This is a genomic window from Streptomyces sp. NPDC057694 (assembly GCF_042799415.1).
GTDB lineage: Bacteria > Actinomycetota > Actinomycetes > Streptomycetales > Streptomycetaceae > Streptomyces.
Map to the genome: position 1 here is coordinate 1,193,605 of NZ_JBHVIX010000001.1, position 20,490 is coordinate 1,214,094.

Below are 20,490 nucleotides of genomic sequence, written 5' to 3' on the forward strand. Positions count from 1 at the left end.
AACAAGCCACGTCCATCATGTGGATCGCCGGACCGGCAGCGCCGTCAGCTCTCCACGGTCCGCACCTTCGGCCAGTCCAGACCGCGCAGCTGCGCGTCAAGCCCGCCGTCGCAGTACATCAACGTGCCCACGCAGTACGCCGACGCGGCGGACAGCAGGAACAGCACCAGGTCCGCGACCTCTTCCGGGCGGCCCGCCCGGCCCGCAGGAATGGCGGCGAGGTACGCCTTGATCCCGGCCGCGATCCGCGGGTCCTCGCTGCCCGCCCGGGTCATCGGGGTGTCGATGTAGCCGGGCGCGACGGCGTTGAGGCGGATGCCGTCGGCGATGTATCCGGCGGCGCGGGTACGCGTGTAGTGGGCGATCGCGGCCTTGGTGGCCGGGTAGGTGAGGACGCCGCCGTCGTCGGCCAGTGAATCGGCGAGCGTCCGGGCCGCCGCCTCGTCGCCCGCAAGGCAGGCCGAGGCCAGTTCGGGGTGCCAGCCGGGCTGGGTCGTCACGGAGTTCGACGAGGCGAGCACGACGGAGGACTGTCCAGCGGCGGCCAGCGCCGGCCGCAGCTCCTCCAACAGGCCGATCGCGCCGTAGTAGTTGACGGAGACCAGCAGGCTCGGGGAGCGGCCGGCGCCGCCGGAGAGCCCCGCGAACGGCACGAAGCCGTCGAGCCGCCCGTCGGCGAGCCGGACGATCTCGGCCGCCGCCGCGGTCCGGCCCTCCGCACTGCCGAGGTCGGCGGTCACCTCGGTGCCGTGCAGGTCGACGCCGATGACGCGGTGCCCCTGTGCGGTGAGCCGGGCGGCGATCGCGGCGCCCATCCCGGACGCGGCTCCGGTGACAGCGATGGTTCCCAAGTGTGTGCTCCTGACGGGTGAGTTGGGGGTTCGGGCCGTTCAGCGGAGTTTCACGGCTCCGCCGTCGGCCATGACAGTCTGTCCGGTCATGTACCGCGCGTCGTCGCCGGCGAGGAAGCCGACGATCGGCGCGACGTCCCGGTCGGGGTCGCCGAAGCGGCCCAGCGGGACGGCGGCCGCGGACTGGGCGTACTGCTCGGGGCGGGCCTCGGCCCACTGGACGACGCCGGGTGTCAGCGCCATCGGGCAGACCACGTTGACCCGGATGTTGAACGGGGCCCATTCGTTGGCCGCCACCCGGCTCAGGCCGCGGATCGCCTCCTTCGCCGCCGCGTACGAGGCCTGGTTCGGCTGGCCGTTGGGACGCGTCCACGGCGGGGACACCTTCGGCAACCGTCATGGGGGCCTCCAGCTCAAGACTGAAATGAATTCTTGTTTTCCGGAATGTAACAGCGACGGGTATCCCGGGGAAGGCACCTGCACAGCCTCTTTGCGTCCGGGGCGCCTGCTACATTGCGCGGAGCGGCCGGGCCGCCGTCACCCCCGTACGGCGCGCCCGGCCGTGTCGTTCCCCGAACAGGAAGTACCAGCAGTGCCGCGACGACCCGACGTACGAGCAGCCGCGCAGCCGCAGTCCGCGGGGCAGCGGGCCCGCCGGGAGCGGATCCTGCACGTGGCGGCCGACCTCGGCGCGCGGCACGGCCTGGACGGCGTACAGATGCAGGACGTCGCCAAGGACGCCGGGGTCGCGCTGGCCACGCTGTACCGCTACTTCCCGTCCAAGACGCACCTGTTCACCGCGGTCATGGGCGCGCAGGTCGACCGGATGCACGATCCGTCCGCGCGCGTCGAGCGGGCCGATCCCGTGGACGCGGTCGCCGAGACGCTGCTTCGGTCCACCCACAGTCTGCTGCGGACGCCGCTCCTAGCGAGCGCCATCATGCAGAGCAACTACGCCGCGCACATCGCCACGGTCTCGGAGTCGGCCCGTATCGAGGGCCGGGTCCGGGAGGTCGTCCTGGAGCTGCTGGACCTGGACGCCCCGACCGAGCAGGACGAGCAGTTGGTGCGGCTGTTGCTGAAGTGCTGGCACGGCGTCATCGTCGCGACGCTGAACGGGCACACCTCGCACACCGAGGCGGAGGCGGAGATCCGGCTGGCCTGCCGGGTGCTGCTGTCGGTGCGGTCGAACGCCGCGTCCACGTCCTGACGCGGCGGGCGCGCGCGGTCACCGGCCGGCCGCGCCCACGTCGACGGGGTCGGCGGCGTCCTCGGCCTCCCAGCGCAGCAGATCGCCCGGCTGACAGTCGAGCACCTCGCAGAGCGCGGCGAGGGTCGCGAACCGTACGGCCTTGGCGCGGCCGTTCTTGAGCACCGCCAGGTTGGCGGGCGTGATGCCCACGCGGTCCGCGAGGTCGCCGACGGACATCTTCCGCCGGGCCAGCATCACGTCGATGTCGACGACGATGGGCATCAGATCACCTCGTCCAACTCGGCCTGCATGCGCGCCGCTTCGCCGTCGCGCGCGACGGCCTGGGCGAGCAGCATGCGCAGGACGAGCACGATGAGCGCGACGCCCAGGATGGCCACTCCCACGCCGCCCATGATGAGGGTGACGCCCGGATCCTCGCGCTGGCCCGGCGCGTTGAGGGCCGTGACCGTGAACCAGACGAGGGCTGCCGCCACGATCGCGCCGATCATGCCGTTCACGTACCGGAAGGCGGCGGGCGAGAACACGGTTCCGCGGCGCACCATCGCCAGCAGCCGCCATACGCAGACCAGGGCGGTCTGCGCCGACACCATCCCCAGGGTCGTGACGAGGCGCAGCGGGGTCAGCGGGAGTGAGCCGTCCTCCGGGTCGGTGAACAGCGCCCACACCATCGACACCTGCACGAACACGGTGCCGGCGAACACCACCACGAGTACGGCGCGCAACGCACGTACGGCCAGCTGTCCCATGACCCACCCCTGCCCATCCATCGAATGACGATGTGAATCTATCGAGTTTCGATAGATGGAGCAAGGTCAGGCCCAGGAGCTGGGGGCACGCGTATCAGCGGCTGGTGTAGCCGGCGTCGACGTGGATGACCGAACCGGTCACGTACGAGGACTGGTCGGAGGCGAGCCAGAGGCTCGCCTGGGCGACCTCGCGGGGCTGGCCGAAGCGGCCCAGCAGGCTGAGCGCCGGGGCGAACTCCTCCTCGGTCTGCCCGGTCTGCTCCAGGGCGCCGCGCAGCATCGGGGTGTCGATGGCGCCGGGTGCCACGGCGTTGACGCGGATGGCGTGCTCGCCGTTCTCCAGCGCGGCCGTCTTGGTCAGCCCGTTCACACCGTGCTTGGCGGCGACGTACGCGGGGTTCTTCGGCTGCGGGCGGAAGCCGCTGACGGAGGAGATGTTGACGATCGAGCCGCCGTCACCCTGCCGGACGAACTGCTGAAGCTCCCACTTGAGGCAGAGGGCGGTGCCCTTGAGGTCGACCGACATCAGCCGGTCCCAGTAGTCCTCGTCGAGCTCCGACGTCAGGTTGTCGTCCGGGGTGAGGGCGGCGTTGTTCACGGCGACGTCGAGCCGGCCGAAGGCGTCGACGGCGGCCTGCACCATCGCCTTGACCTGCGCGCTGTCGGAGATGTTCACCTGGTGGAAGACGGCGGTGCCGCCGCTCGCCGTGATCTCGTCGGCGACGGCCCTGCCGCGCTCCTCGTTCATGTCGGCGACCAGGACCTTCGCGCCGGCCTCCGCGAACAGCTTCGCGGTCGCCTCGCCCATGCCCATCGCCGCGCCGGTGACGATCGCGGACTTGCCTTCCAGGATGGGGAATGTCATTGCCTTGCACCTTTCCTCGCACCCGGGTCCGCCGTGCGCGGGCCGGAGTGATGCATGTGATCCGTGGCCGCCGCGACCTCGTGCCCCAGCAGGTCGTAGGCGTGTGCGACGCGTGCCGCCAGTTCGGCGGCGTCGCCCTCCGTCTCGCGCGCCCAGGCGTGCAGCACGGAGGAGAGCACGCCTGCGCCGACCTCGACGACGAGTCCGGGGCGCGGATCGCGGGCCGGGTCGACGCCGAGCCGGTCGGCAAGCACGCGCACCGACGCGGCCTGGGCCTCGGCGCGGATGCGGGCGTAGGCGGCCAGCAGGTCGGGTTCGCGGTCGACGAGGGCGAGCACGGCCCGCTCCTTGGGCCGGCCGTGTCCGGCCGGGTGCTCGTCGTCGTCGAGCCAGTCCAGGACGGCGGCCCGATAGGCGGCCAGCGGAGGCTCGTCCGCCGGGCGGCGGCGCAGCGCGTCGTTGATGCGGGCGCCGTCGGCGCGGGTGAAGTCGAGGGCCGCGTCCTCCTTGCCCGGGAAGTAGCGGCTGAAGGTGCGCCGGGTGACCTGGGCGCGCTCGACGATCGCCTCGACCCCGAATCCGTCGAGCCCGTGCTCCAGCACGAGCTCCACGGCGGCGGTTCCGAGGGCCTCGCGCGTCCGGTGCGACCTGCGCCGCCGGAGGTCCTCGCGGGTCTGCCCGGTGTCCGGCCTCTTTGCCTTCATGCTGCAACCATACTCCTCAATTGTCTCAGTGGGACATTTGTCTGTGACCCTGCTGACGTGCTGCTTCGAGGGTGTTGGCCAGGAGCATCGCGATCGTCATGGGGCCGACGCCGCCGGGCACGGGGGTGACCCGTGCGGCGATGCCGTCGAGTTCGGCGGTGCGTACGTCGCTGGTGATCCCGGCGACGGTTCGGGTGATGCCGACGTCGACGACGGTGGCGCCCGGTTTCACGTGCTCGGGTCCGATGAGGCCGGGCACCCCGGCGGCGACGACCAGTACGTCCGCCACCCGGGTCACGGCCGCCAGGCCGGCGGTGTGCCGATGGGCGACGGTGACGGTGGCGTCGCGTTGCAGGAGCAGCTGCGCCAGGGGCCGGCCGACGAGGCCGGAGGCGCCGACGACGACCGCGTGCGCACCCCTCAGCACGACACCTTCGGAGTCGAGGAGTTCGATCACGCCCCGGGGTGTGCAGGGGCGCAGCCCTTCCGCGGCGCGGCCGGCCAGCAGGCCGACGCTGTGCGTGGTCAGCCCGTCGACGTCCTTGGCGCCGGGGATCCGGTCGATCAGCGGGCGGGGGTCGAGCCCTTCGGGCAGCGGGAGTTGGAGCAGGATGCCGGAGACCTCCGGGTCGGCGGCCAGAGCGTCGAGGACCGCGGCGATGTCGTCGTGGCCTGCGTGGGCGGGCAGGGAACGGTGGACGTCGCGCATGCCCGCCCGGCGGACGGCCCGCCGTTTGTGTGCGACGTAGACGGCTCCGGCCGGATCGCCGCCGACGAGGACGGTGGCGAGAGCGGGGACGCGTCCGGTCCGCCGGGCGAGGGACGCGACCCCGGCCGCCACCTCGTCCTCGATGCGCCGGGCGGTCTTCTTTCCGTCGATGTACGTGGTCATGCGGATGCCTCCGAAGGCCCTGGGCGGCGACCGGCCGTCATGTGAAGACGATGGTGTGGTTGCCGTGCCGGACCACGCGGTCCTCCGCGTGCCACAGCACCGCCCGCGACAGGACGGCGCGTTCGACGTCGGCGCCGCGCCGGGCGAGGTCGGCCGCGGTGTCCGCGTGGGTCACGCGGACGACGTCCTGCTCGATGATCGGGCCCTCGTCCAGGTCCTCGGTCACGTAGTGGGCGGTCGCGCCGATCAGCTTCACCCCGCGTTCCTTCGCCTTGGCGTAGGGACCGGCTCCGACGAAGGCGGGCAGGAACGAGTGATGGATGTTGATGATCGGCACGCCGACGTCCCGGATGAAGCCGCCGGAGAGGATCTGCATGTAGCGGGCCAGGACGACGAAGTCGACGTTGCCCTTGAGCAGCCGCAGATGCTCCGCCTCGGCCGCCGACTTGTCCGGACCCATCGACGGCACGTGGAAGAACGGGATGCCGAAGCCGCGTACCTCTTCGGCGGTGTCGGGGTGGTTGGAGACCACCATCGCGATGCTGACCGGGAGTTCACCCCGCCGGTGGCGCCACAGCAGGTCGAGCAGGCAGTGGTCCGACCTGGAGGCGAAGATCGCGACCCGCTTGGGCACCGACAGGTCGCGCAGCGCGTAGCGCAGTCCGTGCTTCTCGACGAGGTGCCGGTCGAGATCGGCGCGCAGGGCCGGGAGGGCGGCCCGCAGGCCGTCCGTCCCGAAGACGGTGCGTTGGAAGAACCCGCCGCCCTGCGGGTCGTCGGAGTACTGGTCGAGGGAGACGATGTTGGCGCCGTGCCCGCTCAGGACGGCGGTCACCGCCGCGACAATGCCGGTGGCGTCGGCGCCGGTCACCACGAGGGAGGCCTGCTGAACGGCGGGGCGACGGTTCGCCGTGCCGGGGGCGGGGGCGGTCCGGGCCGTGGTCATGCGGCGCTCTCCTTCGTGAACTCGCCGATCCACTCGGAGGTCGCCCGGAGCCCTCCGAACGTATAGAAGTGGATCTTCACGTCTCCGTGCCGGGCGGGGTCGTGGGCCTCGGCGAGACCGCGCAGGAACCGGTCGGGACCGGCCGTGCCCATCAGGTTGGTCAGGGACAGCCCGTACTTCCTGGCGATGGAGGCACTGGTGCCGACGCCGAACCGGGCGGCGTAGCCCAGCAGTCGCCGGACGCCGGCGGGCCCGGGCACGCCGATGCGGACGGGCCGGTTGATGCCGCGGTGCCGCACTTCTTCGATCCACCGCAGGACCGGCTCGGTGTCGAAGCCGAACTGGGTGATGATGTCGCCGTCCACGCCCGCGGCGGCCAGCGCGGCGCTCTTGTCCAGCAGCGCACTCCACAACAGGCGGTCCTCGATGCCGGGGTGGCCCTCGGGATAGCCGGTGATGCCGACGTGACGGGCCCCGTGCTTCTGCAGGAGGCCCGAGCCGATGACGGAGAGGGCGTCCTCGTAGGGGCCTTGGGGATGTGCCGGGTCCCCGCCGACGACGAAGACGTCGTCACAGGTGCCGTCGGCCTCCAACCCGCCGAGATATTCCTCTAGTTCGGCCTGTGAGCCGAGTCGGCGGGCCGATATGTGCGGGACCGGGACGAACCCGAGGTGCTTCACGGCCCGCGCCGCGTCGAGCCTCGTCGTGAGGTCCTCGTGGCCGAGGAACGTGACGTTGATCCGGGTGCCGGGCGGGATCGTGTGGCGGGCCTCCCGCAGTCTGTCGACATCCTTGCCGGTCATCTCGAGGGAGAAGCCGTCGAGCGTCGGGGCGCCGGCCGCGCTGCCGGAATTCATGGTTGCTCCTTGTCGGACGGGGGCGGCTCTGTCAGCCATTGCGGCGGTACCGGGTGCGGGCATGGCGGTCGAACGGGCTGGGCTGCACGGTGCCGCGGATCCGCGGGAATCCGAGGTCGGCCCCGGGATCCGTGCCGGGGCCCGGGTGCTCGCCCCACACGACGGCGACCCGGGTGCCGGGCACGGCGTGCGCGGCGTCGACCAGCGACTGGGCGAGGACCGTGCCGACCGGGTCGATCGACGCCGTCTGCATCGTCACGCCGACCGCCCCGGCCTCGGCCTCGACCCAGTGCCGCGCATACGTCAGGACGAAGCCGGGGTCGTTCCCCTCCCCCACCACCCGGCGTACGTCGTCGGGGTCGAGCACCAGCGTGACCTTCTGCCGCCGGTCGGCGTCCCGGGCCGCGAGCAGGGCGTCCCGGCCGATGAAGTCATGGCCGAAGTGGATCAGCTTCCCGTAGCCGAGTTCGTACGGGGAGACGTAGTAGTCCTCGATGTCCGGCGAGAAGTGGCTGCCGTTCAGGGGGCGTTGGCCCTCGATGCCGAACAGGGGCAGGTGCCGGCGGTAGTCCTCGAGTTCGGGCGCGCTGTAGATCGCGGGGACCGGGGAGGGGATCCACCCGCTCTCCACGCTCGGCGTCGTGTAGGCGAGGGCGCCCACCTGGACCAGGCCGAGCGGTTCGCCCGCCGTCAGGAACGCGTCGTGCACCGCGGCGGCATGCTCCCAGGGGCCGATGAACTCGAAGCCCGCCTGCCCGGCCATGCCGTGCCGCAGCGCCTTGAAGTCCCGGCCGTCGAGCCGGACGTCCGCCGTGTGGAAGAACTTCGTCTCGGGCATCGGGCCACCGAAGACGTTCTCGACAAGTTCCTTGGCCAGCGGACCCTGGACCTGGTAGCGGAACAGCTTCGGCGGGCCGCCGCCCGGGCGGAAGGCGGAGGAGGCGTCGGTCTCGAAACCGACGTCGTAGCCGCCCTTCTCGGCGTGGTAGCGCACCCAGTGCTGCGCCGCGGGCACGCCCGACAGGAGGTACCGGTCGGCGCCTTCGCGGGCCAGGATGCCGTCGGTGACGATCAGCCCTTCGGCGGTCACCGGGACGTACTGCTTGGCCTGGCCCACGGCGAACTTCTCGAAGTTGTTCGCGCCGTGGTCGGCCAACACCCGGGTGGCGTCGGGGCCTTCGATCCACATGTCAAACATGTGGTGCGAGAGGTTGAGCAGCGCGACGCCCTCGTGCCAGGCGGCCTGCTCCTGCCGCCAGCCCACGTACTCACGCTCCACGACCTCGGGGGTCCACGGCTCGGCTCCCGGCTTCCACAGCAGCCCGACGGGTGATCCCGCCGTGTCGATTCCGTCCTGCAGGCTCGGGGATGGCATACGGCTCCTCGTTTCTCGACCACACAGCTAGATCGATCTAGTACACCGATCAGGGCTATCGCGACCGGGCATCACTAGAACGATTTAGCGGACGCTAGCAGAGCCGTGCGCCACTCCGGGACCAGCGGGATCGGCAATCTTTTCTTGCAGGCGGGGCACGACCGCGCGCTGAATAGACTGGCCGTACGCGCACGTCCGCCCGGGCCGGCGCTTCGCATCCGTCGGGAAACAGGGTGATGGGCACTACCCGGAGAGTCACGCTCAACGATGTCGCGGCGGCGAGCGGCGTATCGCGGGCCACCGTCAGCTTCGTGCTGAACGACGACCCGCATCAGACGATCTCCGCCGCCACCCGTACCCGCGTGCGGGAGGCCGCACGACAGCTCGGGTACGTTCCGCACGGCGTGGCCCGCGCGCTGCGGGAGGGCGCCTCCCGCGTGGTCGTCATCAACATCGACGCGGGCATGGAGGGCAACTACTCCCGCAGTTTCGTCGGCGGGCTCGACAGCGAACTGGGCCTGCACGGCCACGTCCTGCTGGTCCGGCACGGCCACCGCACCGCGGAGGCGAGCCGGCAGGTCCTGGACGCCATCACCCCGCGTGCGGTGCTGAACTTCGGCGAGGCCTTCCTGACCGGCCGTGAGCTCGACGACCTCGGCGGCGGTTGGCGCGACGGTCTCGCCGCGCACGCCGCGCTGCAGATCCGCCATCTCGTCGACCGGGGACACTCCCGGATCGCGCTCGCGCTGCCGGACGCGGACACGCCGCTGGCCACCGCGCGGCTGCGGTTCGCCGATGAGACGGCCCGGTCGCTGGGCGCCGCACCGCTGCTGTCGTTCGTCGTGCCCCGCCCGCGCGCGGCGGGCACCGTCGCGGTCCGGGCCTTCCGCGCGGCGCACCCCGAGGTCACGGCCGTCGCCGCGTTCAACGACGATGTGGCGCTGCGGGCGCTGACCGCGGTGCAGGACCTCGGTCTGTCGGTGCCGGACGACATCGCCGTGATGGGCTTCGACGACACCGAGTACGGCGAGCTGATGACCCCGGCCCTGACCACGGTGCACATCGACGCCGAGGCCCACGGCCGGCTCGCCGCGCGGCTCGCCCTCGGCCTCGACCCCGGCGGCCTGTCCCCCGTGCCGGCCCGCATCATCGCCCGGGACTCCGCCTAGCGAGTACCGAGGGCTTGCGCCGCGGTGCCGGCGGGCCGGCTACGCGTCCACGGCCGTACGCGCGTGCTGTCGCCGTGCGCTCTCGAGGAGCTGCGCCCAGGAGTCGACCTCGGGGCGGCGTCGCAGGAGGGCGCGTCGCTCCCGCTCCGTCATGCCGCCCCACAGGCCGTACTGGATCCGTTGGTCCAGGGCATGGGCCAGACACTCGGTGCGCACGGGGCACGGCTTGCAGATGCTCTTGGCGTGCGACTGCGCGGCGCCGTCGAGAAACATCTCGTCGGGGTCCACGACACAGCAGCTCGCTTGCTCTTGCCACTCCACATGCCCCGGTTGCCCCCGATCGCGGCTTCTACGCGGATCAACTCGCGGCCGCGAACGGTCACCGGGGCGCGACGCCCCTACTGGGTCGTCAGCAGACCGGCCCGCAGCTTCCCTATCACCTGGGCGATCAGCCGGGACACATGCATCTGCGAGCAGCCGATCTCGTCGGCGATCTGACGCTGTGTCTGCTCCTCGACGAAGCGCAGATGGATCAGACGGCGTTCGCGGGCGTCCAGTTCGGCGATCAGCGGCGCCAAGGAGTGGAAGTTCTCGACGAGTTCGAAGCGGGCCTCGTCGATGCCGACGAAGTCGGCCAGCAGAGTGTCGGTCTGGTCGTCGGGTCCGCTGACGGCGGCGTCGAGGGAGACGGCGTTGTAGCCGTTGGCCGCCTTCTGCACCTCGGCGACCTCCGCCGGGGCCAGCTGCATCAGCTCCGCCAGCTCGGCCGTCGACGGCAGGCGGCCCAGGCGCGTCCGCAACTCCTCGGTGGCCCTGGACAGTTCGAGACGGGCCTCCTGCAGTCGGCGGGGCACGTGCACGGCCCAGGAGGTGTCACGGAAGAACCGCTTGATCTCGCCGGTGATGTAGGGGATGGCGAAGGAGGTGAACTCGACCTCGCGGGAGAGTTCGAAGCGGTCGATCGCCTTGATCAGACCGATCGTTCCGACCTGGGTGATGTCGTCCATCTGCTGCGGCCCGCGGTGCCGGAACCGGGTGGCCACGTACCGCACCAGGGAGAGGTTGACCTCGATGAGGACGTTGCGTACATAGCTGTACTCGGCGGTGCCCTCTTCGAGTCGGGCGAGACGGTCGAAGAGGTGCCGTACGACCTCCCGGGCGTCCTTCGGCGCTATCGATGCCGGATCCGCGCAGGCCCGGGCGACCAGGCTGTCCCCAGGTGCCGGGGCCGTGCTGTGGGTGGGGTCGTGCTCGGTCACGCTGATCATGTGTGTCCGCCTCTATGAGCTGAAGCTCTGATGTCGTGTACGGCGCGGAGAGCAGGCGCCGGTCCGCGTTCTCACCTGCCGCGGTGCGGCGGCGCGCCCTCCCGGGGAGCCGGCTGGGACTCGGCGCCGACCGGCTCCTGTTCGCTCTGTGGTGATTCCGGTTCGCCGACGAGGTAGTCGATGGTCCCGGTGATGGTCAGCAGCCGTTCCAGGCTCCGGGGGCGTGCGGTGAGGTCGAGGGTCGTGCCGGTCCGATCGAGCCGGCGGCGCAGGGCGAGGAGGGTGGACAGGCCCATCGAGTCGACGCCGGTCAGGGCCGCGCAGTCCAGTCGGAGCACGCGCGGCGCGGGGCGGTCGTCGAGAATCCGCTCGGTCTGCCGGGTGAAGGAGTCGCTGGTGTCGTAGTCGAGCGCTCCGGCCAGGACGAGGATCAGGACGCCGTCGCGCAGGCCGGCGTCGGCGAGGTGGAGGGCGGTGTGGGCGGCGGTCATACGGGCTGTCCGGGTGCGGGAACGGTCAGGGCACCGCGCGCCGCGGTGAGGATGTGGGTGGCGCGCGGGAAATCCTTCAGCTGGTGGCGCAGGGAGTCGAGGGCGGGCAGCAGGCTGCGCGGCGGGACGCCGCGCGCCCGGAGGATCCGCGCGGTCCAGGCGATGAAGGTGGTGAACAGGTCGGCGTCGTCGACGTACACGGCGGTGGCCAGGTAGGTGACGATGTGGTCGATGTCCTCGGCGGTGCGCTCGCGCTGGTACTCGGTGTAGGTGCGCAGCGGCGGGAAGGCGTCCTCGACGTCGGTGAGCGTCTGCTTGATCAGTTGCCGCTTCGACTGCCTGACCAGGGTGTACTCCTGGTCGTTGAGGTGAGGGAGGTCCAGGTCGGGCAGCCGGGCCGCGTCCGCGGTGGGCCGTTCGAGCCCTTGCGTCAGCAGGGTGTGGGCGCCGACGGCGTCCGGGGCCCAGGCGGCCTGCATCCGGTGGGCGTAGCGGCCCTGGGGGCCGAACGCGGCGCCGCCCGCGACGACCGGGACGCCCGCCGCCTGGCAGGCGCTGATCGCCGTGTGGGCGGTGGGCAGGTGCGAGGGGATCGACGAGGACAGCAGGACGGCGTCGGCCGGCCGCCGGTGGAGATGGGCGATGAGGTGCTCGGTCGGCACCTGCGCGCCCAGGTAGTCCACGTGCCAGCCGCGCAGCCGCAGCACCTCGGTGACCAGCCGGGCGGGCAGGGCGTGCCATTCGCCGTCCACGCAGGCGACGGTCACCCGGCCCGGCGGCTCGGGGGCGCCGGGTGCGGCCGCGGCCAGTTCGGCGACGGCGGAGATGCATCTCTCGTTGATGGCGGTGGCCGCGTGTTCCTGCGCGACCGTGATGGTGTTGGCCGCCCATTCGACGCCGACGCGTTCCTGCACCGGCGCGATGAGCCGCAGCAGGATGCGCTCCGCCGCGGCCCGCACCTGCGGGGAGGATTCCGGGCCGACGGCGCGGCGCACCAGGGCGACGGCCTGTGTCTCGTCGCAGTCGATCGCCGCCAGCCACAGTCGCTCGCGCAGTTCGTCCTGGCGGAGGTCCGCCTCGCCCGTGAGGGTGTTCTGTGTGCTCATGAGGTGAACCTGCCCCGGGTGTGCCCGTCCACGGCTGCGAGATGGTTTCTGCGGGGCGCGGTGATGGACAGCAGGGCCATGTCGTCGTGCGGGACGCCGTCGGCCCACTGGGTGGCGACCATCTGCACCCTTTCGGTGACCGCTTCGGCCGGCAGTCCGGCGCACTCGGCCAGCGTGTGGTGCAGGCGCTGTTCACCGAACAAGTCGTCGCCGAGCGGGCCGCCGCGGGCCTCCGTGATGCCGTCGGAGTACAGCAGGCAGGTCTCGCCCGGTGCGAGGTCGACGGACGCCGTGGTGATCCTGAGCCGGTCGGTGGGGAGCGCGCCGATCAGCATCCCCTTGGTGTCCGCCTCTTCGACCCGCCCGTCGGCGCGCAGGATCAGCGGGGTGGGATGTCCGGCGCTGGACACCCGCAGCCGCAGCCGGTTCCCCTCGCGCCGGACGGAGGCCAGGGCGAGGGTCGCGAAGCGGGTGTGGTGCGAGGACAGCAGGGCGTTGTTCAGCAGGGTGAGCAGCTTGAGGTGGTCGGCGGCGAACGGCAGCAGCGCCTCGACCGTGTTGCGGATCTTGCCGGTCAGTACGGCCGCCTCGAGTCCCTTGCCGCACACGTCTCCCAGGACCGCGAAGGTCTCCGCGTCCGCGCTGTCGGCGGGATAGACGTCGTAGAAGTCGCCGCCGATCCGCTCGGCGGCGGTGGCCGCCCGGTAGCGGCCGGAGAAGTCGATGCCGTGCACGCCTTCGAGCACCGGCGGCAGCAGCTCCCGCATCAGTACGTCGGTGATGTGCGACTGCTCGGCGTAGATCCGCGCCGCGGACAGGGCCACACCGGCGCGGGCGGCGAAGAGCCGGGCGAAGGTCTCCTCGGCCTGGGTGAACGCCGCCTCCTCGGACTGCCGCAGCAGCACGATGGCGCCGGCCGGCACACCGTGGCCGGGCAGCGGGACCACGACGACGGAGCCGATGCCCGCGCCGTCGGCCGTGAACTGCCGGGGCACGGCCCAGTCCGGGACCTGGGCCGGGTCGATCCAGCGCGAGGGCACCGGGGGAAAGCCCGCGAGGGCCTCCGGCAGACCGGGCATGCTCTCCGGATCCACCACGATCTTCTCCTGCTCCACCGGTCCGCCGGTGACACAGCGGGTCACGGGGTACAGGCGGCCGGCCCGGACGCCGACGATGACCGCCGCGTCCGCGAGATGCTGCGCGGCCATACGAGCGGTCACCTCCATGCATCGGTCGACGTTCAGGGACGCCAGAAGCTCGCCGGAGATCTCCTGGAGGACCCGTGAGCGGTCCCGCTCACCGGCCAACTCGTCGCGTACGTAGCGCAGATCACTGTCGTCGACCAGCCACCACGCCACCGCGCCGTCGGCCGCGCGGCTGGGGAACGCGTCCACCGTGGCCTCGCCGATCCGGCCCCGTGCCACCACGGCCGGGTCCCGGCCGTCACTCGCGACGGCCCGCAGGGCATCGGTGTGCGCGTCGGACAGCCAGGAAGGTGCCACGTCCGCCAGCAGCGCGCCGGCCCGCACTCTGTCCAGGAGGGCGCCGGCCCGGTCGTTGCAGGACAGGACGCGGCCCCTTCCGTCCACCGTGACCGACGGGTACGGGGTGGAGCGGCCGGCGGGACCGGCGGCAGGGCCGATACTTCGGGAGCTCATCGGCTCCATTGGGGTTCTCATCGCACGGGACCCGCAGAGCGCGGCCCCCCACCACCCTTCGCTGGGGTTCCTAGGGCAGTCACCAACGCTGGAAAACTGGCCTAGGCTGCACCAAGATTCTTACGAACCGTCATAGTTGCCATAGGGCAACAGTCGCACGATCGGCGCCCTCAGGGCAACCACGTCGCCACCGACGGGCCGCTCGCGACCCGTGAACAAGGGCTGAGCATTTCCATGCGCAACGACTCGCGGGGAGCCTCATCCCTATCCGTCCGGGTGATGACCCCCGGATCTTCACGACTGCACCGAGATCGTCACTTCGACCGACGGATATTTTCCGCGGATCGGGAACACGTGAGACACGCGCACCGACAGCCTCAGCCCGCGAGAGGTGTACCCCTTCTCATGGAAGACAGTGATGGCCGCACTGACTACATCGGTCCACTGGAAGATCCCCGCCCCTCTCTGGCGGCGGACACGACGGCGGCGGTCGACATACTCGTGGCCCTGTGGACCCGGACGGCGAGAACCGGCACGCCCCAGCTCTCCGCCCTGCAACTCCACGCCCTGCACTCGGTCAGAACCGCGCCGGGCCTCAATCTGGGCGCGCTGGCCGACGCGATCGGCACCGCGCCGTCGGCCGCCAGCCGACTGTGCGACCGGCTCGAAGCGGCGGGCATGATCCGCCGTGATCCCTCGCCGGCCAACCGGCGCACGATCGGCCTGACCCTCACCCGACGGGGACAGGACGCGCTGGACGCCGTGTCGGCCCGGCGGGAGCGTCTGCTCGGCGAGGTGCTCGACCGCATGCCGGCCGACACGCGCGGGCAACTGCTGACGGGGCTGCGCGCCTTCGCCACGGCGTCGTGCGCGGCCGACCTCGACGAACGGCACCGCGACTGACACAAAAGCTGACACAAAAGGTGGACCCGGCCGGACCGTGAACCCGAGAACCGCGCCGCGCGCGTCAGGGCCGGGTCGCGCGACCGAACCAGTCCAGGCAGAGCACCAGCGCGTCGTCGTCGACGTCGGGACCGGGTTCCGGGTCCAGGTACGCGGACAGATCGTGCAGGATCGCGCGGGGCACCGCGGCGGCCGGCAGCAGGCGTGCCGCCTGGATCGCGCGGGCCAGCATCTTCTCGCCGAAGGCCTCACCCTTGGCCGAGAGCGCGGCGAACACCCCGTCGCTCACGAAGACGAGACGGTCCCCCGGCTCCACCTGGAACTCCTGCGTGACGTAGTCGGTCTCCTCGAACATGCCCAGCGGCAGCTGAGCCTCGAACGGGATGTGCTCCACCGTCCTGTCCCGGTGGCGCCACAGCTGGGGCGAGCCTCCGTCGACGACCTCGACGCGGCCGGTGTCCAGGTCGAAGGAGAGCAGGAGCGTCGCGACGTACTCCTCGCCGCGGTACTGGGCGAACAGCGCCTGATCGGCCAGCGCCGCCTGGTCCGCGATGCCGATGCCCGCCCGTCGCGCGTTGCGCAGGGCGTTGACGGCCAGGCTGGTCAGCAGCGACGCCTGGATGCCCTCCCCCATGCCGTTGGTGACGCCGAGGGTGAGCGTGGTCTCGGTCTCCGCCCAGTCGAAGTTGTCGCCGTAGATGGCGTACGCGGGCTCCAGCTGGGCCCCGATCTCGTACTCGGCCCGGGCGCAGGCCCGTCCGGGCAGGAGCTGCCACTGCACCTCGGCGGCCAGCGTGAGGCGGCCGTCCCGACGGGCCTGGAGGTAGACGTCCGTATCGCGGTCCGCGACGAGGATCTCGTGTCCGACGATGTCGGCGAGGGCGATGATCTCGTCGACCACGTGCGGCGCGATCTTCTCCCCGGTCGGCGGCACGGGCAGTCGTACGACCAGGATTCCGAGCCGGTCACCGTGCGCGGTCACCGGTACGTGCAGGTCGACGGAGTCCTCGTACCCGGTCATCTGGACGCGCTCCCGGCTGTCGAAGGCCCGCCCTTGCGCACTGCCGCGGATCGGCACCGGCCGCGCGTCCGCCGGATCGCCCTCGACGGACTGCAGCACCTTGCAGCTGTAGTCGGCGAGCAGCAGATCGACGTGCACGGCCCCGTAGTGCTCGGCCAGCGCGGCCCGCGCCGCCGGGAGGAGGTCGTACGGTGCGGCGGTGCGCAGCGCGCGCTCCACGGCCAGGAAGTTGGTCACGGCAGCCTTCGTCGGTGGTGCGAGCACAGCTCAGCGATGGTCGGGAGATCGGGCCGAACGGCCGGACGAAATCGATGCCACCAGGCAAATATTGTCAGGCGGCAACGGTTGATTGTATCTCCCACGGCCGAGGCGTTCAGCGGGTGTTGGCCCTTGGGGCGGGAAGGCGCCGGATGCCGCTGGAAGCACGCCGTCCCGGCTCGGGCCGGCGCGTCCGGGCAGGGGTGACAGACGTCTCCGCTGAAGCGGTACGCGGCACTCAGCCGCTGATCAGATACTCAGGCGCTCAGGCACTCAAGACACAGGGACGCTCAGGCGATCGCCGAGGAGCTTCCGTCCGCCGGCCGGGCGAGGCCGATGCGGTCCGCCGCCGCCTGCCGCAGCTTCTCCAGCCCCTCGGACAGGACGCCGAGATCGGCCGGCGCCATCGTCCGCAGCACCGCCTCGAATTCACGCATGCGCGCCAGGCGCAGCTCATCCAGCACTTTCGCGCCCTGCGGGCTCAGGGTCAGTTCGACCTCTCGCCGGCTGGTCGCGCTGGGGATCCGCTCCAGCAGACCGGCGGCTTCCAGTCGGTCGCACAGGCGGCTGACCGAGGACGGCCCGGTGCCCAGCGCCTCGCCCAACGTGCGCTGATTGACGCTCCGCTGCTCCTCTATCACCTTCAGGGCCCGCAACTGCGACGGCGGAAGGGGCCCCGGCGCCGCGGTCTCCTGCCCCCGGCCCCACAGCACCTCGAGCAGCTCGGCAGCGCGATCGGCGGTGTGAGCCACCTGTTCGGGATGGCGGGGAGGAAGATGTCGGGGCATTCCTGCACCCTCTCTGCTGGAGAGTGACGTGGGTGGTCACCGAGTTTACCGTCACGAACAATCCCGGCGGGACGGATCGGGCAAGTCGACGGTTCGGTCCACGACGTTTAGGCCGGCGCCAAAGGGCCAGTCGGAGGGGGAGCACATGAAGTCGATGCCAAGGGAGCGTGAGCGGACATGACCGCCAACGAGAAGGCCAAGGCGAAGACGGACCAGGCCGTGGGCGCCGCGAAGAAGACGGCCGGCCGCGCGGTGGGCAATGAGCGCCTCACCGCCGAGGGCCACGTCCAGCAGAAGAAGGGCGACGCCCGTCAGGCCAAGGAGAAGACCAAGGACATCGGCAAGCACTGACCAGCGCTGACAGGCGCTGACGCGCTCGACATATCGGTGAAGGGGCGGCCCCGCTCGGGGCCGCCCCTTCGCGTAGGGCGCCTCCGACCACGTACGGCACTTGCTCGAAACTGCTCGAAGAAGCCTCCCTTCGCGCAACATTGACAGTGCATCGCCAAGGTGGTCTAGTCCGCTAGAGCATGTGCCAACCGTGGAGGCTCACCCATGTTTCGCACGAAGCACAGATCTTTCAGGACACCGCTCATGGCCGTTCTGGCCGCGGCCGCCCTGACCGCCGCTCCCCTCACCTTCGGCTCCGGCCCGGCCGTGGCCGGGTCCCGGGCCGCGGCGGACCCGCCCGCCATCACCCCGACTCCGCACTCCGAGCAGCAGCGCACCGACCGGATCACCATCACCCCCGCCGTCACGGTCGTCACCGGGACGGCGTCCGATCCGGCCGCCGTGAAACTGACCACCGCCGTCCTGAAGGCGGCCGGCGCCCGGAGCGTGACCACCGCCCACGGCGCCCCCGCCAAGTCCGGCTCCCTGACGGTCTATGTCGGCGGCCCCGCCGAGAACCCGGCCTCGGCGGCGGCGCTCCACGCGCTGCGCACCGAAGGACCGTCCGGGCTCGCCGCCGAGGGCTACGTCCTCGCGCTGGGCCGGGCGCCCGGTGAGGGCGCGGGCCGCATCGTCCTGTCCGGCGCCGACCCCACCGGCACGTACTACGCGGCGCAGTCGCTGCGCCAGGTGCTGCCGCAGCACAAGAGCCCCGGCGCACAGGTGCGGGGCCTGGCCGTGCGCGACTGGCCGGCGACGCCGGTGCGCGGTGTCATCGAGGGGTTCTACGGCACCCCGTGGTCGCAGCAGGCACGCCTGGACCAGCTCGACGACTACGGCCGGCACAAGATGAACATCTACGTGTACTCGCCGAAGGACGACCCCTATCTGCGCGCCAAGTGGCGCGACCCCTATCCGGCGGACCAGCTCGCACAGGTCGAGGAGCTGGTGGAGCGGGCCCGGGCGAGCCACGTCGAGTTCACGTACGCCCTCTCCCCCGGCCTGAGCGTCTGCTACAGCTCCGACGCCGACCTCACGGCCCTGACGGACAAGTTCCAGACGCTCTGGGACATCGGGGTACGGCAGTTCGCGGTCCCGCTGGACGACATCAGCTACACCGACTGGAACTGCGACGCCGACAAGGCGAAGTGGGGCACCGGCGGCGGCGCGGCCGGGCAGGCCCAGGCGTATCTGCTGAACCGCGTCAACGAGCGGTTCATCAAGACGCACGACGGCGCGCTCCCGCTCCAGATGGTGCCGACGGAGTACTACAACACCACGTCCAGCCCCTACAAGACGGCCCTGGCCGGGCAGCTCGACAAGGACGTGCTCGTCGAGTGGACAGGCGAGGGCGTGGTGGCACCGACGATGACGGTGGATCAGGCGAAGAGGGCCAAGGAGGTCTTCGGGCACTCGATCCTGACCTGGGACAACTACCCCGTCAACGACTACGCGACGGGGCGGCTCTTCCTCGGCCCGTTCCACGGCCGCGAGAAGGGGCTCGCCGAGCAGCTGGCCGGGATCACCGCCAACCCGATGATCCAGCCGTACGCCTCGAAGCTCGCCCTGCACACGGTCGCCGACTACACCTGGAACGACTCGGCGTACGACCCCGGCGCGTCCTACGGCGCCGCCGTGCGGGAGGCCGCGGGCGGGGACGCGAAGGTCGAGCGGGCGCTGCGGGCGTTCACGGACGTCAACTACAGCTCGCCGATCAACTCCGTGGAGGCGCCCGAGCTGTCGGCCCTGATGAAGGGCTATTGGGAGGGCTCGGTCCCGGCGTCCCGCCTGAAGGCGGCGTTCGTGGCACTGCGGGACGCTCCGGCGACCATCCGGGACGGCGCGGAGCCGGGCTTCGTCGACGACACCGGTCCCTGGCTGGACTCGGCGCAGTCGTGGGGCGTCGCCGGGATCGCCGCGCTCCGCCTCCTGGACGAGCAGCGCGCGGGTCACACGGCCGCGGCCTGGACGCTGCGCCAGCGGCTGCCCGCGCTGATCGCGCAGGCGAAGTCCTACCGGTACACCGATCTCAACGGCAACAAGATCCCGGTGATCGTCGGTGAGGGTGTCCTCGATCCGTTCTTCGCGAAGGTGCGGGACGCCTCCAACCAGCGGCTCGGCCTGCCGCCGCAGCCGACCGCCACGACGGGTCTGCCGGTGTACAACGGCAACACGCCCGACCGGATGACCGACGGCGACGACTCCACGTACTTCTGGAGCAGCCGCTCACCCGAGGCGGGCGAGAGCGTCGGGCTCGACCTGGGCGGCCAACAGCCGCTCGGCTCGGTGACGGTGGCCATGGGCAAGTCCGGCAGCACCGACGACTATCTGCACCAGGGCGTCCTCGAATATTCGTCGGACGGCACGACGTGGCACGCGCTGGGTACCGAGTTCGACGGGAAGGCGACGTGGACGGCGGACGCGCCGAGCGGGACGACCGCCCGGTACGTGCGGGCCCGTGCGACGGCCGACCAGTCGAACTGGCTGGTCGTCAGGGAGTTCACCGTGGCGCGGCCGGACCGTCCGACGGTGGGCGGCTCTCCGGCCCCGGCGGACGGCAGCAGCCTGGCCGCCGCCGCTGACGGTGTTCCCGAGACCGCGTACCGCGCGGCCTCCGCACCGGCTCAAGGCGACGCGCTCACGGTGACCTACGCGGCGCCGCGCGCCGTGTCGTCGGTGACCGTGCTGCGCCCGGACGACGCGACCGGCTCGAAGGCCCGGGTCCAACTGCGCGTCGACGGCGCGTGGCAGACCCTCGGCCGGCTCGACGGCGCCGTCACCACGCGGCCCGCGCCCGCGGGGACGAGCGCGGACGCGGTGCGGCTGGTGTGGGACGACGGTTCGGCCGCGCCCGTGGTGAGCGAGGTGATCGTCACGTAGCCGAACGTGCCGTGACCACGGCGGGGGGGGGGGGAGAGGACGCGGGTCTCCTCCCCCCCCCCCTAGCGCCGCCCCACCCAGCCCTTTCCTTCTGTTTTCTTTCCCCCTT

Annotated in this window: 22 protein-coding genes; 5 read left to right on the forward strand and 17 right to left on the reverse strand. The window is 71.5% G+C overall.

All coding sequences use genetic code 11. The features are described from left to right. Positions 1–44 precede the first annotated feature (44 nt). Both ACFVDP_RS05415 and ACFVDP_RS05420 read right to left on the reverse strand, forming a co-directional pair. Positions 45–851, reverse strand: coding sequence for an SDR family oxidoreductase (locus tag ACFVDP_RS05415; RefSeq protein WP_383483552.1), 807 nt, complete (start codon positions 849–851; stop codon positions 45–47). 39 nt (positions 852–890) lie between these two features. Further along, positions 891–1,235: an SDR family NAD(P)-dependent oxidoreductase gene (locus tag ACFVDP_RS05420; RefSeq protein ID WP_383483555.1), complete on the reverse strand. Its 345-nt coding sequence runs from the start codon at positions 1,233–1,235 to the stop codon at positions 891–893. Between the two features lie 208 nt (positions 1,236–1,443). On the opposite strand from ACFVDP_RS05420, the gene ACFVDP_RS05425 reads away from it, so the two are divergent. Further along, positions 1,444–2,061, forward strand: coding sequence for a TetR family transcriptional regulator (locus tag ACFVDP_RS05425; RefSeq protein ID WP_383483557.1), 618 nt, complete (start codon positions 1,444–1,446; stop codon positions 2,059–2,061). An 18-nt stretch (positions 2,062–2,079) separates the two neighbouring features. Here the strand turns inward: ACFVDP_RS05425 and ACFVDP_RS05430 are convergent, their stop codons facing one another. The 8 genes from ACFVDP_RS05430 to ACFVDP_RS05465 form a co-directional block, all read right to left on the reverse strand. Further along, positions 2,080–2,325, reverse strand: a complete 246-nt coding sequence (locus ACFVDP_RS05430) for a helix-turn-helix domain-containing protein (protein ID WP_383483560.1) — start codon at positions 2,323–2,325, stop codon at positions 2,080–2,082. Continuing rightward, the gene (locus tag ACFVDP_RS05435) at positions 2,325–2,810 is read right to left on the reverse strand and encodes a DUF2975 domain-containing protein (protein ID WP_383483563.1); all 486 of its coding nucleotides are present in this window, start codon (positions 2,808–2,810) and stop codon (positions 2,325–2,327) included. The genes ACFVDP_RS05430 and ACFVDP_RS05435 overlap by 1 nt, the downstream gene beginning before the upstream one ends. A gap of 94 nt (positions 2,811–2,904) precedes the next feature. Continuing rightward, positions 2,905–3,675, reverse strand: coding sequence for an SDR family NAD(P)-dependent oxidoreductase (locus tag ACFVDP_RS05440; protein ID WP_383483566.1), 771 nt, complete (start codon positions 3,673–3,675; stop codon positions 2,905–2,907). Further along, positions 3,672–4,379: a TetR/AcrR family transcriptional regulator gene (locus tag ACFVDP_RS05445; RefSeq protein WP_383483568.1), complete on the reverse strand. Its 708-nt coding sequence runs from the start codon at positions 4,377–4,379 to the stop codon at positions 3,672–3,674. Before ACFVDP_RS05445 ends, ACFVDP_RS05440 begins: the two co-directional genes overlap by 4 nt. 25 nt (positions 4,380–4,404) lie before the next feature. Next, positions 4,405–5,271: a bifunctional 5,10-methylenetetrahydrofolate dehydrogenase/5,10-methenyltetrahydrofolate cyclohydrolase gene (locus ACFVDP_RS05450; RefSeq protein ID WP_383483571.1), complete on the reverse strand. Its 867-nt coding sequence runs from the start codon at positions 5,269–5,271 to the stop codon at positions 4,405–4,407. 37 nt (positions 5,272–5,308) lie between these two features. After that, a complete protein-coding gene (gene purU, locus ACFVDP_RS05455; protein WP_383483574.1) occupies positions 5,309–6,217 on the reverse strand; it encodes a formyltetrahydrofolate deformylase in 909 nt (302 codons plus the stop codon). Further along, positions 6,214–7,074 (reverse strand): methylenetetrahydrofolate reductase, encoded by an 861-nt coding sequence (locus ACFVDP_RS05460; RefSeq protein ID WP_383483576.1) that lies wholly within the window; start codon positions 7,072–7,074, stop codon positions 6,214–6,216. Before ACFVDP_RS05460 ends, purU begins: the two co-directional genes overlap by 4 nt. Before the next feature lie 31 nt (positions 7,075–7,105). Beyond that, entirely contained in the window at positions 7,106–8,449 is a 1,344-nt protein-coding gene (locus tag ACFVDP_RS05465) for an aminomethyl transferase family protein (RefSeq protein WP_383483578.1), read from the reverse strand. Between the two features lie 236 nt (positions 8,450–8,685). Between ACFVDP_RS05465 and ACFVDP_RS05470 the strand changes: the two genes are divergently transcribed. Then, positions 8,686–9,618, forward strand: a complete 933-nt coding sequence (locus tag ACFVDP_RS05470) for a LacI family DNA-binding transcriptional regulator (protein ID WP_383483581.1) — start codon at positions 8,686–8,688, stop codon at positions 9,616–9,618. A gap of 39 nt (positions 9,619–9,657) precedes the next feature. Here the strand turns inward: ACFVDP_RS05470 and ACFVDP_RS05475 are convergent, their stop codons facing one another. From ACFVDP_RS05475 to ACFVDP_RS05495, 5 genes are all read right to left on the reverse strand, one after another. Continuing rightward, the gene (locus ACFVDP_RS05475; protein ID WP_383483584.1) at positions 9,658–9,939 is read right to left on the reverse strand and encodes a WhiB family transcriptional regulator; all 282 of its coding nucleotides are present in this window, start codon (positions 9,937–9,939) and stop codon (positions 9,658–9,660) included. A 77-nt stretch (positions 9,940–10,016) separates the two neighbouring features. Beyond that, positions 10,017–10,886, reverse strand: coding sequence for a SigB/SigF/SigG family RNA polymerase sigma factor (locus ACFVDP_RS05480; protein ID WP_383483587.1), 870 nt, complete (start codon positions 10,884–10,886; stop codon positions 10,017–10,019). A gap of 71 nt (positions 10,887–10,957) precedes the next feature. Then, positions 10,958–11,377: an STAS domain-containing protein gene (locus ACFVDP_RS05485; protein ID WP_383483590.1), complete on the reverse strand. Its 420-nt coding sequence runs from the start codon at positions 11,375–11,377 to the stop codon at positions 10,958–10,960. After that, entirely contained in the window at positions 11,374–12,483 is a 1,110-nt protein-coding gene (locus ACFVDP_RS05490; protein ID WP_383483593.1) for a B12-binding domain-containing protein, read from the reverse strand. Before ACFVDP_RS05490 ends, ACFVDP_RS05485 begins: the two co-directional genes overlap by 4 nt. Next, the gene (locus tag ACFVDP_RS05495) at positions 12,480–14,141 is read right to left on the reverse strand and encodes a PP2C family protein-serine/threonine phosphatase (protein ID WP_383483596.1); all 1,662 of its coding nucleotides are present in this window, start codon (positions 14,139–14,141) and stop codon (positions 12,480–12,482) included. Before ACFVDP_RS05495 ends, ACFVDP_RS05490 begins: the two co-directional genes overlap by 4 nt. Positions 14,142–14,546: 405 nt before the next feature. On the opposite strand from ACFVDP_RS05495, the gene ACFVDP_RS05500 reads away from it, so the two are divergent. Next, positions 14,547–15,044 carry a MarR family transcriptional regulator gene (locus tag ACFVDP_RS05500; RefSeq protein ID WP_383483599.1) on the forward strand — a complete coding sequence of 166 codons (498 nt, stop codon included), beginning with the start codon at positions 14,547–14,549 and terminating at the stop codon, positions 15,042–15,044. Positions 15,045–15,108: 64 nt separating this feature from the next. Here ACFVDP_RS05500 and ACFVDP_RS05505 read toward each other — a convergent pair whose 3' ends face one another. Together ACFVDP_RS05505 and ACFVDP_RS05510 are read right to left on the reverse strand one after the other, a co-directional pair. Beyond that, a complete protein-coding gene (locus ACFVDP_RS05505) occupies positions 15,109–16,302 on the reverse strand; it encodes a PP2C family protein-serine/threonine phosphatase (RefSeq protein ID WP_383483602.1) in 1,194 nt (397 codons plus the stop codon). Positions 16,303–16,613: 311 nt separating this feature from the next. Beyond that, entirely contained in the window at positions 16,614–17,111 is a 498-nt protein-coding gene (locus tag ACFVDP_RS05510; RefSeq protein WP_383483605.1) for a MarR family winged helix-turn-helix transcriptional regulator, read from the reverse strand. A gap of 177 nt (positions 17,112–17,288) precedes the next feature. Here ACFVDP_RS05510 and ACFVDP_RS05515 point away from each other — a divergent pair, with 177 nt between their 5' ends. Together ACFVDP_RS05515 and ACFVDP_RS05520 are read left to right on the forward strand one after the other, a co-directional pair. Beyond that, on the forward strand, positions 17,289–17,462 hold the full coding sequence (locus tag ACFVDP_RS05515) for a CsbD family protein (protein WP_383483608.1): 174 nt from the start codon (positions 17,289–17,291) through the stop codon (positions 17,460–17,462). A gap of 243 nt (positions 17,463–17,705) precedes the next feature. Then, positions 17,706–20,381, forward strand: coding sequence for a beta-N-acetylglucosaminidase domain-containing protein (locus ACFVDP_RS05520; RefSeq protein ID WP_383483611.1), 2,676 nt, complete (start codon positions 17,706–17,708; stop codon positions 20,379–20,381). Positions 20,382–20,490 lie beyond the last annotated feature (109 nt).